Source organism: Kribbella sp., assembly GCF_035687465.1.
Lineage (GTDB): Bacteria > Actinomycetota > Actinomycetes > Propionibacteriales > Kribbellaceae > Kribbella.
Genome location: NZ_DASRXP010000265.1, coordinates 1 through 11,773, shown reverse-complemented (window position 1 = coordinate 11,773; position 11,773 = coordinate 1). Strand labels below are relative to the sequence as shown.

15 protein-coding genes are annotated in these 11,773 nt (G+C 66.6%); 11 read left to right on the top strand and 4 right to left on the bottom strand.

Annotated elements, in window-relative coordinates:
* From VFG33_RS13415 to VFG33_RS13365, 11 genes are all read left to right on the top strand, one after another.
* Nucleotides 1–626, top strand: a 626-nt coding sequence (locus tag VFG33_RS13415; RefSeq protein WP_325026116.1) for an NADP-dependent oxidoreductase, incomplete at its 5' end; no start/stop codon positions are given.
* 248 nt (nucleotides 627–874) lie between these two features.
* Nucleotides 875–1,849: an alpha/beta fold hydrolase gene (locus VFG33_RS13410; protein WP_325026114.1), complete on the top strand. Its 975-nt coding sequence runs from the start codon at nucleotides 875–877 to the stop codon at nucleotides 1,847–1,849.
* Nucleotides 1,850–2,737: 888 nt separating this feature from the next.
* Nucleotides 2,738–3,358 carry a site-specific integrase gene (locus VFG33_RS13405; RefSeq protein ID WP_325026118.1) on the top strand — a complete coding sequence of 207 codons (621 nt, stop codon included), beginning with the start codon at nucleotides 2,738–2,740 and terminating at the stop codon, nucleotides 3,356–3,358.
* A 4-nt stretch (nucleotides 3,359–3,362) separates the two neighbouring features.
* A complete protein-coding gene (locus VFG33_RS13400; RefSeq protein ID WP_325026112.1) occupies nucleotides 3,363–3,554 on the top strand; it encodes a hypothetical protein in 192 nt (63 codons plus the stop codon).
* Between the two features lie 242 nt (nucleotides 3,555–3,796).
* On the top strand, nucleotides 3,797–4,684 hold the full coding sequence (locus VFG33_RS13395) for a LysR family transcriptional regulator (RefSeq protein ID WP_325026110.1): 888 nt from the start codon (nucleotides 3,797–3,799) through the stop codon (nucleotides 4,682–4,684).
* Nucleotides 4,685–4,823: 139 nt separating this feature from the next.
* On the top strand, nucleotides 4,824–5,573 hold the full coding sequence (locus VFG33_RS13390) for an oxidoreductase (protein ID WP_325026108.1): 750 nt from the start codon (nucleotides 4,824–4,826) through the stop codon (nucleotides 5,571–5,573).
* 198 nt (nucleotides 5,574–5,771) lie between these two features.
* Entirely contained in the window at nucleotides 5,772–6,428 is a 657-nt protein-coding gene (locus VFG33_RS13385; RefSeq protein ID WP_325026106.1) for an FMN-dependent NADH-azoreductase, read from the top strand.
* A 180-nt stretch (nucleotides 6,429–6,608) separates the two neighbouring features.
* The gene (locus VFG33_RS13380) at nucleotides 6,609–7,370 is read left to right on the top strand and encodes an oxidoreductase (protein ID WP_325026104.1); all 762 of its coding nucleotides are present in this window, start codon (nucleotides 6,609–6,611) and stop codon (nucleotides 7,368–7,370) included.
* 97 nt (nucleotides 7,371–7,467) lie between these two features.
* Nucleotides 7,468–8,211 carry an SDR family NAD(P)-dependent oxidoreductase gene (locus VFG33_RS13375; protein ID WP_325026102.1) on the top strand — a complete coding sequence of 248 codons (744 nt, stop codon included), beginning with the start codon at nucleotides 7,468–7,470 and terminating at the stop codon, nucleotides 8,209–8,211.
* 698 nt (nucleotides 8,212–8,909) lie between these two features.
* Nucleotides 8,910–9,329: a M48 family metalloprotease gene (locus VFG33_RS13370; RefSeq protein WP_325026101.1), complete on the top strand. Its 420-nt coding sequence runs from the start codon at nucleotides 8,910–8,912 to the stop codon at nucleotides 9,327–9,329.
* A 101-nt stretch (nucleotides 9,330–9,430) separates the two neighbouring features.
* Nucleotides 9,431–9,802, top strand: a complete 372-nt coding sequence (locus VFG33_RS13365) for a hypothetical protein (protein ID WP_325026099.1) — start codon at nucleotides 9,431–9,433, stop codon at nucleotides 9,800–9,802.
* An 87-nt stretch (nucleotides 9,803–9,889) separates the two neighbouring features.
* On the opposite strand, the gene VFG33_RS13360 is transcribed toward VFG33_RS13365, so the two are convergent.
* From VFG33_RS13360 to VFG33_RS13345, 4 genes are all read right to left on the bottom strand, one after another.
* Nucleotides 9,890–10,804, bottom strand: coding sequence for a bifunctional DNA primase/polymerase (locus VFG33_RS13360; protein ID WP_325026097.1), 915 nt, complete (start codon nucleotides 10,802–10,804; stop codon nucleotides 9,890–9,892).
* Entirely contained in the window at nucleotides 10,801–11,031 is a 231-nt protein-coding gene (locus VFG33_RS13355; protein ID WP_325026095.1) for a hypothetical protein, read from the bottom strand. Before VFG33_RS13355 ends, VFG33_RS13360 begins: the two co-directional genes overlap by 4 nt.
* On the bottom strand, nucleotides 11,028–11,354 hold the full coding sequence (locus VFG33_RS13350; protein WP_325026093.1) for a hypothetical protein: 327 nt from the start codon (nucleotides 11,352–11,354) through the stop codon (nucleotides 11,028–11,030). The genes VFG33_RS13355 and VFG33_RS13350 overlap by 4 nt, the downstream gene beginning before the upstream one ends.
* Nucleotides 11,355–11,359: 5 nt before the next feature.
* The coding region (locus VFG33_RS13345; RefSeq protein WP_325026090.1) for a hypothetical protein at nucleotides 11,360–11,773 on the bottom strand (414 nt) is incomplete at its 5' end.

Genomic DNA, 11,773 nt, shown 5'->3' with positions numbered 1-11,773 from the left:
CTCGCAACGGTTCGCTCGCCGAGTACGCCGCTGTCGAGGCCCGCAACCTCGCCCCGCTCCCCGCCGACGTCGACCACACCGCCGCGGCCGCTGTGGTGATGCCCGGGCTGACGGCCTGGCAAGCGCTGTTCGACCACGCTCACCTCCAAGCAGGCCAAACCGTCCTCATCCACGGCGTCGGCGGATCCGTCGGCTCGATCGCCCTACAACTGGCCCGCGAGACCGGAGCCCACATCATCAGCACCGGCCGGGCTGCCGACCGGGAACTGGCCAGCACCATGGGCACCCACGAATTCCTCGACCTGGACAGCGACCGCCTCGATGACGCCGGCGAGGTCGACGTGGTGTTCGACGTGATCGGCGGCGAGATCCGCGACCGCTCCACCGCGCTGTTGCGTCCCGGCGGCACCCTCGTCACCGTCGCCGATCCGCCAACCGTCCACCCTCGCAACGGCAGGGCAATCTTCTTCGTTGTCGAGCCCCATCGCGAACAGTCGGCTCAGTTGGCTGCTCGCCTGCGCGATGGGAGGCTCACACCGCTTGTCACGGCCATCCGCGACTTGGCTGCCGCGCCCGCCGCTTTCGCAGAGCGCACGCGCGGCAGGATCATCATCACGGTGAAGTGAATGACTTATCCGTCCGCACCCTGATGCGGAACTGGCGGGAGGTCTTCTGGACGCAGGTCGGGGCGTACGGCTGGGGGACGGCGGTATCTGATCCGTGCAGAATGCTCAATGCTCGATGCCGATTCAGGGTGGCGAGTTCGGCTTGTTGGGGTGCCGGTAAGAAAGGTGTCACCAGCGGCAAACGAGGGGAACTAGGCGCTGGCGGTGAGCTCGCGCAAGCCCCTGTCGACGGGCGGTAGCCTGGGGTAGTGCAGTACACCGACTGGGGTGAGCGTGCCGCTCGCTGGTCCGGAATTCGCAGCGAGACAGTCGATGTGCACGGCACGAAGGTGCACTACCTGGTAACTGATCAGACGCGGACGTCGGAAGTGCCGGTTCACCTGCTCGTTCCCAACCCGGCCAACAGCGCCTCGAACTGGCTCGACGTACTCGCGGAACTGCGACCACACGCGCACGCTATCGCGGTAGACCTGCCCGGCACGATCGCCGGCCACACCGCGCTGTCGAACCGGCGCGCGGCGAGTATCGAAACCAACGCGCTGTTCCTGCGCGATTTCGCTGACGCACTCGAGCTAGATCGGGTCGTGGTTCACGGCTGGTCGGCGGGCGGGATGATTGCGTTGCTGTTCGCCGACCAGGCACCCGAACGGCCCGCCGGGCTCGTGTTGGTGGTGCCGGCACTTCCTCCCCCGCTGAGCGACGGCGAGGCGCGCATATGGCAAACCCTCGGCAGGGCGGGGTTGGCCATCGTCGCACCGGTCGCCCGTGTGCTGCTCCGCGTTTCGGGGCGGCGCATCCTCGCTTGGAACCTGCGGCAACTGGAAGATCCCGCGTCGATTGCGGGCAAAAAATGGAATACGGGCGGTGACCTGACGAGAATGTCGCCGGAAATCGCCGGTCTCATGCGAGACGAGATGTCGGCGGTCGAGCCGACGCGTTTGGGAAGCGCGGTCACGGTGTATGCCTCGCTGATGTCGCTGATGTTCGTCCGGCGGCGACCCGTGCTCGACGCGATGCGCCGGGTCGCGTCGCCGACTCTCCTTGTCTGGGGCGATGAGGATCGCCTCACTCCCCGCGCGTCGATCGATGACTGGACGGCGCAGCGGCCCGACTGGAACCTGGTGGTCCTCCACCGCGTGGGTCACGCGCCGCCGTTCGAAGTCCCCGCCGATTACGCTCGCACGGTCATCGACTGGTGTGGTCCACGGGTTCACGACCGGTAGAGCTATACGGCGCCTTGCCCAGCAGCATGTCGCGGATATCGCGGGCGAGTTCGTTTAACGGCGTACCGGTCGTAGAGATCGATCGTTTCCCCCCGCCTTCTCGCGATGTGTGATCCAGTGATCGATTCCCTAACGGACACCACCCATCAACTCCCCGACACCCAGCAGACCTGGCTAATCGTTGTTTTTGCGCTGGAAGCTACGGGCAGGCCAGCTACTACGCCCCGGCCGATCCTCGTTCCTAGAACGCGTCACGGGGTCAGTTCGCTGCCAGGCTGAGGCGGCGCTGCATGTTCAACGGGGCGCAGATCGGGCCGCCGGGCTGGGGGACGGCGGTATCTGTGATCCGTGCAGAGTGCTCAATGCTCGACGTCGATTCAGGGTGGTGAGTTCGGCTTGTTAGGGAACTTTGACGCGAGCATTTGCCTCGGCTGCGATGTAGGCGTTCCAGTCTTGGCCGGCCCGCTTCGACCACCGCACGGCCGCGGTGATGCTCATGTTGAACAGGGTGCTCACGACTGAGGCCGGCAGGTCGGCAGCGAGAGCGATGAGCGCAGCGTTACGTGAAGGCCGGACCATGATGCCGTGTTCTTTGAGTCGTTTTGCGATTACTGACGAATTGACGTGACCGAGAGCGGCCCGGCCCGGGAACAACCACTCACGTGGAACTTCGGCAGTCTCGATCAGCGGCCGGGAACGCGGATTCGCGGGTGCAGCTGGAAGCTGCGCCAGTAGGCGGCCCAGAGCTGGCGGTGCCGCGATCACCGGTGAGGTCAACGACACTCTCAGCCCATCCGGTAGTGCAGCTTGGTCTCCCCGGCCAAGGCGTCGACTGAGGTGCGCGTTGGTGAGCTCGACGACCTGCTCCGGGAGCCACTGGGTGCACCGATGCGGCCAGGAGCGGTGACTGAGCTGCTAGCGGCGCTGTCTCGCCGAGCGATACTGGAGCGGCCGGTGCATCCGCACATGCTGCGCCATGCTTTCGCGAGCAACGTGTTGGATGCGGGCGGCACGTTGGACCAGGCGCAGGCGTTGCTGGGACATGCGAGCCTGGCCTCGACGCAGGTCTATGCAGAGGCGATCTACTCCGACGACGTCATCACCCACCACCGCGCCTTCATCGCCCGCCGCAGAGCCGAGCGCCCCGGCGAGGAGTACCGCAGCCTCACCCCGGAAGAATGGGAGGAGTTCCTTGGCCACTTCGAATTGCGGAAAGTTGCTCTCGGCATCTGCACCCGCGACTACGGCACCCCCTGCGTCCATGAGCACGCCTGCATCCGCTGCCCCATGCTCACCCTCAGCCCGAAGATGCTCCCGCGCCTGGACGAACTCGAAGCCGACCTGGTTGAGCGCCGCACACATGCTCTTGCCAACGGCTGGAAAGGCGAGATCGAAGGCCTCGACCTCACACTCACCTTCCTCCGCAGCAAACGCACCCAGACCCGGCGATCGGTCAACCTCGGCATGCCGGCAGTTCCGGCGGCCAGCGTTCAGTCCCAGGCACAATGACCGGATGTCTGACTACAACAGCACCGGCTGGGCGACGATCTACGAGCGTGAGGCCAAGGCCCGGAACTACGAGGGCAGGGAGGACATCCATTCGTGGGACAGCGAGGGCACCGCGCTGATCGTCGACCGCCGCACCGGAGCCCTTGGCCTTCGGCGCGCGCGGTGTCCCCGGAGCCAACTAATTCGCGGCGCGTGACGGGTCCTGCGGTCGTGGCCTCACCCGAGGCCCTCCAATAGAATGCATCATTTCGGCCGGCCGTGAGGTCGAGCCGGTAAGTCGGTATCTGCGGGATCTCGCGCTGGGTGATGCCACCGATCGTGCTCGAGATAGGGCGACTGGCTCCGGCCGGTGAAATAGGCGGCAGTCGCGCGCCGGAGCGGATCCGTACGAGAGAGTTATTCAAAGTGTGGTGCGATGAGGGCATGGACCTGAGGGAGATGCGTACCTTCATCGCGGTGGTCGAGGAAGGGGGGCTGTCCGCGGCCGCCAGGAGACTGCACATCAGTCAGCCTGCGGTGTCCCAGACGGTCAACGCGCTAGAGCGTGAGTTGGGCGTAGTGCTGCTGGTGCGAGGCAAGAGCGGCGTGAGCGCCACTGACGCGGGAATGGCCCTACTGACCGAGGCCCGCTCATTGCTGGCCCAGTACGACAAGGCCGTCGGCCTGGTCGTCGGCAATACAGTCGCGCCGGAGAGAGTTTTGCGGCTCGGTATCCCGCTCGAACTGCCCGACGACGTGCTGGTGCCGGCCTTCGCCGACCTCGCACGGCACTACCCGGATACGACGGTGCGCCCTCGCCACATGGCGACGGCCGAGCAGCACGAGGCGCTGCTGGCCGGCGAGCTGGACCTAGGCCTGATGCGCGAGCGGCCGATGGGGGAGCAACTTGACGCGATGCTCGTGGTGGAAGAGCGCCTTGGCGTGATCCTGACAGCAGACAAGACAGCAGAGCTAGCTGACGAGGAAGGGATGCGGCTCGACGCACTCGCGGGTCTTGAGTGGGTCGGCTTCCCCAGGGAGACCAGCCCAGCCTGGTACGACGAGATCGCCGCGGTGCTGCGCAGTCACGGCGTCGACCTCCTGGTGACCGGCGGCGCCTACGGGCGTACAGGTCTCCCGCAGGTGAAGTTCGCCGGAGTGAGCACGGGGCGAGCGTTCGCGCTGGTGCCGCCTGAGTGGCCCCACACGCTGCCGGACTATGTGCGCTGGTCACCGCTGATCGGATACCCCCTCGTGCGGCGTACGTGGGCGGTCTGGCCGGCCGACGCGACTCGTCGGGATCTCGGGCACCTCGTGGCGGCCCTCGGCTACCGGACCCTCGGCTGACCTCCCAAACCCTTCCGCCGTCCTGTGAATGCGCAGCTCGAGGCATCCGAAGCTGCGCCTATAACGTCATAACCAGCCGCGTTAGCAAGCCCGGAAGGCCGCACGGCCACCGAGGCTTGTAGCTGACATGTTCACTCCCTTGACAGTTCTCAACGACGAGTTCGCCGGTAAGCGCGTACTCATCACCGGCGGATCCCGCGGCATTGGCGCAGCCACCGCGCAGCGTCTGATCGATGGTGGCGCAGCGGTGGTCACCGCGGCGCGCGCGAAAACCGACCACACACCCGGCGCCTCGACATTCATCAGCGGCGACATTCGAACCGCCGCGGGGGCCCAAGACGTCGTCGGCCATGCCCTCGAAGCCCTCGGCGGCCTCGACATCCTGGTCAACAACGCAGGCGCCTCCCGCGTCCATATCGGCGGCACCGCAGCGATTCCCGACGAGGAGTGGGAAGACTCGCTGGCGATCAACTTCTTGTCAGCCGTGCGGGTCACCAACGCCGCGCTTCCCGCCCTCCAGCAGTCCGGGCGCGCCGCGATCGTCAACGTCCTGACCGACACCATCACCAACCCGCCCGCGCCGCTGCTGCACTACGCAGCCGCCAAGGCTGCCCTGGCTAGTTACAGCAAGGGCCTGGCAGGCCATCTCGCCCCGAACGGCATCCGCGTCAACACCGTCACGCCGGGACCGGTAGCCACACCGGGTGGTACCGAGATCTTCGACGACCTGGCAGGCGGCATGGGGATCACCCCGGAGCAGTTCGCTTCCTCCATCCCGCTTGGCCGGATCGGCGACCCGCGCGACCTGGCCGAAGCGATCGCCTTCCTCGTGTCCGACCGGGCGCAATGGATCACCGGCGCCAACTTCGACGTGGACGGCGGCTCGTAGCCGTCTTGTGACGCGGGCCCAATTTGCGCCCGGTGACAGGAACATCAAATCGGCTGGCTGGCGATTGCCCGCCCCTGTGGACCTGGCGTCCGTTTCTGACCTGGCGGTGCGCACTCCGCAGGCGAATTGCAAACGCCGGCAACTGCGACTCGGACGCCCTCATACCTACCAAACCTCCTTACTTTCAAGGGACTTCCCATGCCTACTCTTCTTCACATCGAATCGTCGGTGTCGCCTGAAGGCGTCTCTGTCTCCCGCGAGGTGACGGGCTCCTTCCTCCGGGCGTGGACCGCGCAGAACCCCAGCGGTACGGTCATCCACCGGGACCTGGCCATCGGCACCGTTCCCTACCCCGACTTCCCCACAGCGCTGTCAGCGTTCGTGCCATCTGCCGATGCCCGCACTCCAGAGCAGAAAGCCGGTTTCGCTCTCCGTGAAGAGCTGGCGGCAGAGCTAGAACGTGCGGACGTCGTCCTTATCGGCGCACCGATGTACAACTGGACCATCGCCCCCACCTTGAAGACGTGGCTGGACCACGTCCTCATCCCCGGCCGGACATTCGGTGCCGCCGAACCGACCGCAGCCGGAAAACCCGCCGTCGTCGTCGCCAGCAGAGGCAGTGCGTACGGCCCCGGAGCGCCACGAGAGGGCTGGGACTTCGTCATCCCCTACCTGTCCAAGGCGCTCGGTGAAGCACTGGGCCTGGACGTGCACTTCATCGTGCCTGAACTCACCACCGCCCACCTGTTCCCCGGCATGGAGGACTTCGTTGACGCTGCGAACGCCTCCCGCGCGGCCGCCATCGCGCAAGGCGCGGAATTGGCGAACACGCTGTCGGTGAAGGCCGCGGCCTAGGCCGCGTGCCGGCGGCCGATCCCACTCGCCAGTTCTCCCTCGCCTGTCACCTTCTCGACGACGGAGACCATGCGGGGCCCCTGAGACGAAGTCGGAGTAGTCACCGAGCTGCAAGCCACTAAGAGCGCCAGGCATTTCGATGGCGATACATCTACGAATCTGCGGAAGGAATGATGGGAAATGTTCATCCCACTGGCACCCCTCAAGGACGAGTTCGCCGGTCGGCGTGTCCTGGTCACCGGTGGCTCGCGCGGCATCGGCGCGGCCACCGCTCAGCGGCTGATCGACGGTGGCGCGGAGGTGGTCACAGCAGGTCGCACGAAGTCCGATGAGACGCCGAGTGCGTCGACGTTCGTCTCTGGGGACGTCCGGACGGTCGCAGGTGCGCAGCAAATCGTCGGCCATGCCCTCGAAGCGCTCGGCGGCCTCGACATCCTGGTCAACAACGCGGGCGCCATTCAGGTGCACGTGGGTGGCTCGCGGGCCATCCCCGACGAGGAGTGGGAAGACTCGCTGGCGATCAACTTCTTGTCAGCCGTGCGGGTCACCAACGCCGCCCTGCCTGCCCTCCAGCGGTCCGAGCGCGGCGCGATCGTCAACGTCGCGACCAACTCGTACCGGAATCCGCCGGCCGCCGGCCTGCACTATGGTGCCGCCAAGGCCGCCCTCGTCAGCTACAGCAAGGGCCTGGCCGGTCAACTCGCCCCAGCCGGGATCCGGGTCAACACCGTCACACCGGGGTCGGTGGACACCACCGGCGGCACCAAGGTCCTCCAGGAAATGGTCGACGCGATGGGCGCCACCATCGACCAGTTGACCTCCACGATCCCGCTCGGCCGCCGCGGTGACCCGCGCGACCTCGCCGAACTCATCACCTTCCTCGTGTCCGACCGGGCGCAGTGGATCACCGGCGCCAACTACGACATCGACGGCGGCGCATAAGCCGACATCCCTGACAGCGTCGCCGCTCGTATTGAGCAAGCGACCGTAGGCACGAGAACAATCCGAATATGAAAATTCACGAAGAGGAGCAATTGTTATGCAGCTCAGCGGTAAGAACGCAGTGATCACCGGCGCGACTAGCGGCATCGGTCGGGCTACGGCCCTGGCCCTGGCCGCACTGGGCGCTCAGGTTCTGATCACCGGCCGCGACCAGACTCGCGGCAAGGAGCTGCTGGAAGAGGTGCTCGCCGCGGGCGGAGCCGGCCAATTCCTGCCTGCCGACCTGACCGACGCCACCTCCGCACGAGAGTTCGCCGGCAGGGCGCTCGAGGCGGGTGACGGCCGGATCGACATTCTCGTCAACAACCTTGGCATCGGGTCGTTCGGGACGACGCAATCCACGACCGAAGAAGCCTTCGACCAGATGTACTCGGTCAACGTCAAGGTGCCGTACTTCCTCGTCGCCGAGATCGCGCCCACGATGGCCGAGCGTGGAGATGGAGCAATCGTCAACGTCACCACCACGGTCTCAGGGTTCGGCCAGGCCGGCGCTGCCCTCTACGGTTCGAGCAAGGCTGCCGTCGCGCTGCTGACCAAGGCGTGGGCAGCCGAGTTCGGCCCTAGCGGTGTTCGCGTCAACACCGTGTCGCCAGGCCCGACCCGCACTCCGGGCACGGACTTCATGGGCGACAGCCTCGACCAAGCGGCCGCAGTCGCCCCCGCGCGTCGGGTGGCCGCGCCCAAGGAAATCGCCGACGTCGTTGCGTTCCTTTGCACCGACGCTGCCTCCTTCGTCCACGGCGCCACACTGCCTGCCGACGGAGGCCGGTCCGCCGTCTGAGTGGCCTTCGGTCCGCGGTTCCTTTCCGCCGCCCGCCCAGGCGGAACGGAACCGCGGATAGACGCATTCCCACGGCTGCGGCCGAAGGCCACCGGTCGTACGAGGGAAAATTGATCCAACGAAGACAGGCATTATTGGCGCGTGTGATCGGCCACGCCACCGCTCGCCCCGCGACCTCGCAGAGTCGCCATGTCATCCCGACACCCTGTCTGCGGTCACCTGCCAGTTCGCCGGACATCACTGACCTCGCCTGGCTTGACTAGTGCAGAGAAGGAGCTGGCTATCGATTCAGTTCGTCGGCATCCCCAGCGAAACCGTGTACCACGTGGTGCTGACGCTCTGGCTGGTGTCGGCTTCCGCGATCTTCATTCCACAGATAGAGACGCTGCTGGCCACGAAGATCCATCGGTTGCGGCCACCCTCAGGGTTCGAGTCGCAGCGTCTTGGCCCGGCCTGGTTCGCGGTGTGCACGGCTGCCGGGGTCGATCCGGACCGCTACCGGGTGTGGGTGTACGAGGGTCCGGAGGCGACCGCGCCGGTCGTCGCCGGCAGTACGGTCGCGGTGTCGAACTGGAGCGTCTACACGCTCCCCCCTCGGAACCTGGAAGCCGTGCTCGCACACGAATTGGCCCACCGCCTCGCGCTACCGCGCCGCGTGTCGCTGACCCTGTACTGGCTGTCCCCTGCCAGCCCGGCTGATGGGACGAGTGATCGCAGGCGGCGTCAAGCACAAGCTCCTGAGTCTTCCGACCAAACTCACGCTCGGCTTCTTCACCGTCGGAGTGTTCCTGGCCGGGTACTTCACCGGGTTCGGTTTGTACACGGTGCTGATGCTGTCGCCGTGGGCCGCACCACTGGTCGTCCCCTGGCTGTCACGGAAGGCCGAGCAGTACGCCGACCGGGCTGCGGCCGATCTAGGGTTCGGCGTACCGCTGGCGGAGGTCTTCGCAGGCCGGGGGTTCGAGCGGGCTCGTTCGGCCTGGCGGCCTGAACGTCCTGGACTTGACGCCGCGCAACCGCTCGATACCGCCCGTCTGCTAGCGCTGGAGAAGCATCTCAGCCGAACGCCTGAAAGCAGCCATCAACCGCCCTGGAAGGCGGGACCTGGTCGCGGGTGATTGCTGGAAACTGTCGGCGGACCGTGGGATCGTCTTGTGATATGGAGCTCAGGGGCAGCGACTTCGACCGCATCCGGCGGGAACACCTGCGGGGTGTAAAGGTGACTGAGTTCGCCCGCTTGTGGTTGACGGCCGAGCAGCGGGCCGACGCGCTGAAGGCTGACGGCCGCGAGGACGGGTACCTGGCAGGGGTTCAGTGGACCTGCCGCTGGATCGCGAATGGAAGCTACCGGTATGACGCTCCCGTTGACGGACGCCACGGCGAGTCGGCTCGATCGCCGATTACCCGCAAGAGCGAGTTCGCGATCGAGGAGCTGATCGAGGAAGAGACCCTCGCGGCCGAGCGGCTGGTCGGGCGGTGGGAGTGGCCCGGCCGGCCGGGCTATGTCGAGGGTGTTGCGGCGACGCTCGCCTGGACGTGGCGGCGGTCCGGGGTACCGCCCATCGAGGTTGCCCAGGCACAAGCCAGCTGACCGTCCGCGGCGAGATCTGTGAAGGGCCTCAGGAGAGCCGCGTATACCCTCCTGAGGCCCGTCATGTGGCCTGGCCGGTCTTCGTGGTTAGGCCGGTCGTTGGCGGGGCTGCCGGGTGCCTGCGGTGAGTCCTGAGTTGATGGTGCGTTCGGCTTCCACGCGGCCCAGACCGATGCGGCCTGCGGCGGAGATCAGTTCGTCGCGGATGGTGGCCTGGTCGAGTAGTTGGGCGCCGACGAGCTGACCGAGTGCAAAGGCGGCGTTGTTGAGAGCGTGGTTGCGGTGCCCAGTCGCAGCGGCAAGGACTTTGTCGAGTTCCCCGGTCAGCGCCGCGAGCGCGTACGCACTGGCATCTTTCAGGTCACGGTTGAGTGTCTGCTGCGTCTCCGTGTCGATGGTGCGGTGGAGTCGGGTGGTGATCCAGTCGGGCAGGGCCTGCGGTGTTAGCAGTCGGGTGGTGCTGTAGTGGCCGGCTGTGGTGGTTGATCCGGCTGCGACGACGTAGCCGCCGTGTCCGCGGGTGTCGATTTTCCAGCCGAGTCGGCCGGCACTGTTGCCGAGTTGATGCCCATCGGGTTGCCGGAAGTAGTGGTGCTGCCCGCCGGACGGGGTGGTGACCGTGTAGGTCACGGTGGGCGCGGGGTGTCCGGCGTCGGCGGCGACCAGGTCGAGAACGTCGGCGCCGGTGACTGCTCCGCGGCTGTGCCAGGGTTCGGGTGGAATGTCGTTGGGGTGTTTGGGTTGGTCGAGATCCACCACCAGCAGCCTGGACGGGCCGGTGGCGATACCGATGTTGTACGGCGCTTGCCGCCATGTCTGTGCGATTTTCAGGTGGTCGATGGTTGCCTGGTGCTCCCAGTCTTCAATCGCGGGGGTCTTGCGGCCTGGCACGAGCGGGAACACGAACAGGCCTTGGTCGGCGTGCCAGTGCGCGGCCCGGCTGAGCATCCGGTGCTTGCTTCCCCTGACCGTCTTCCCGTCACAGCGTCGCGCGGTGTTCACGGTCCGACTTCCTTGCGGCCCGGCTGTTCGGGCCTGACCCGTTCGCTGCTGCCGCGCCGCGTGCGCTGTTGCGCTGAAGGCCGCAGTTCGAGGTAGACGCGGACGCCGAACGATCCGCGGTTGGGGTAGGCCCGGTCTGCGCCGGCCACCTCGAACTCGGTGCGCAGGTGCTCGACCAGGTCGCTGATGTCGTCGGGCTCTCCGGACAGCCGGACCTTGATCGTCATGCCCGCTCCTCCGTCGTGTCGGTGCTGGTGGGCCACTCGGCGTTGTAGTGGTCGCCGTTGAACACGACGCGCAGGGGGCCGCGGTCGGGTAGGTCTTCGATGTCGCAGCGGTCCGGGATGCCGTCGTCGGGACAGGCGATGGATCCGGCGTACCCGTCGCCGTCCTCGTTGATGAACAGCAGCCATGGGGCGTGGGTGCTGTCGAGGACGACGGGCAGGTTCCCGGCAGGTGCCCAGGACACGAGCCGGTCGAGGTCGTCGTAAGTGGTGACGATGGTCCCGTTTGGAATCAGGCTGGTGGGCGGCTGGTTTTGGTTCGGCATCGTGGTCAGCTCTCCTTCTCGGTGGTGCTGTCGGGGTGGCCGTAGTGGGCGAGTTCGGGGATGCGTAGGTGCGGCCAGTGCCCGGCCGCGAGCAGTTGCTGGGCGAACCGCTGGCCGCTGGTCCAGTTGGGGGTGGCGTTGCTGCCCGGGAGAAGGGTGGTGTCGCGGGCGTGCCGGTACAGCTGTGCGTCGAGTCCGGATCCCCACAGGTCGGTCAGTTCGTCGGGGTTGCCGGTGTGGTTGATGAGTCGGACCGCGATCTCCACGTTGGCTGGAAGGCTGGTGGGGTCGGCGGTGCGGATCCGCGCGACCTCGGCCTCGATGGTGTTGGTGAACCGGTGCTGGTAGTCGGCGTGGTCGCGTTCTCGGAGGTCATCGAGTAGCTCGTCGATCGGTTCCAGTTGCTCGAGTTCCTCACC

What these genes read in the sequence shown, in the direction of transcription:
- VFG33_RS13405 (WP_325026118.1), top strand. Translation starts at nt 2,738, where the DNA reads ATGCGGCCAGGAGCGGTGACTGAGCTGCTAGCGGCGCTGTCTCGCCGA.
- VFG33_RS13400 (WP_325026112.1), top strand. Translation starts at nt 3,363, where the DNA reads ATGTCTGACTACAACAGCACCGGCTGGGCGACGATCTACGAGCGTGAG.
- VFG33_RS13395 (WP_325026110.1), top strand. Translation starts at nt 3,797, where the DNA reads ATGCGTACCTTCATCGCGGTGGTCGAGGAAGGGGGGCTGTCCGCGGCC.
- VFG33_RS13385 (WP_325026106.1), top strand. Translation starts at nt 5,772, where the DNA reads ATGCCTACTCTTCTTCACATCGAATCGTCGGTGTCGCCTGAAGGCGTC.
- VFG33_RS13380 (WP_325026104.1), top strand. Translation starts at nt 6,609, where the DNA reads ATGTTCATCCCACTGGCACCCCTCAAGGACGAGTTCGCCGGTCGGCGT.
- VFG33_RS13375 (WP_325026102.1), top strand. Translation starts at nt 7,468, where the DNA reads ATGCAGCTCAGCGGTAAGAACGCAGTGATCACCGGCGCGACTAGCGGC.
- VFG33_RS13370 (WP_325026101.1), top strand. Translation starts at nt 8,910, where the DNA reads ATGGGACGAGTGATCGCAGGCGGCGTCAAGCACAAGCTCCTGAGTCTT.
- VFG33_RS13355 (WP_325026095.1), bottom strand. Translation starts at nt 11,031, where the DNA reads ATGACGATCAAGGTCCGGCTGTCCGGAGAGCCCGACGACATCAGCGAC.
- VFG33_RS13350 (WP_325026093.1), bottom strand. Translation starts at nt 11,354, where the DNA reads ATGCCGAACCAAAACCAGCCGCCCACCAGCCTGATTCCAAACGGGACC.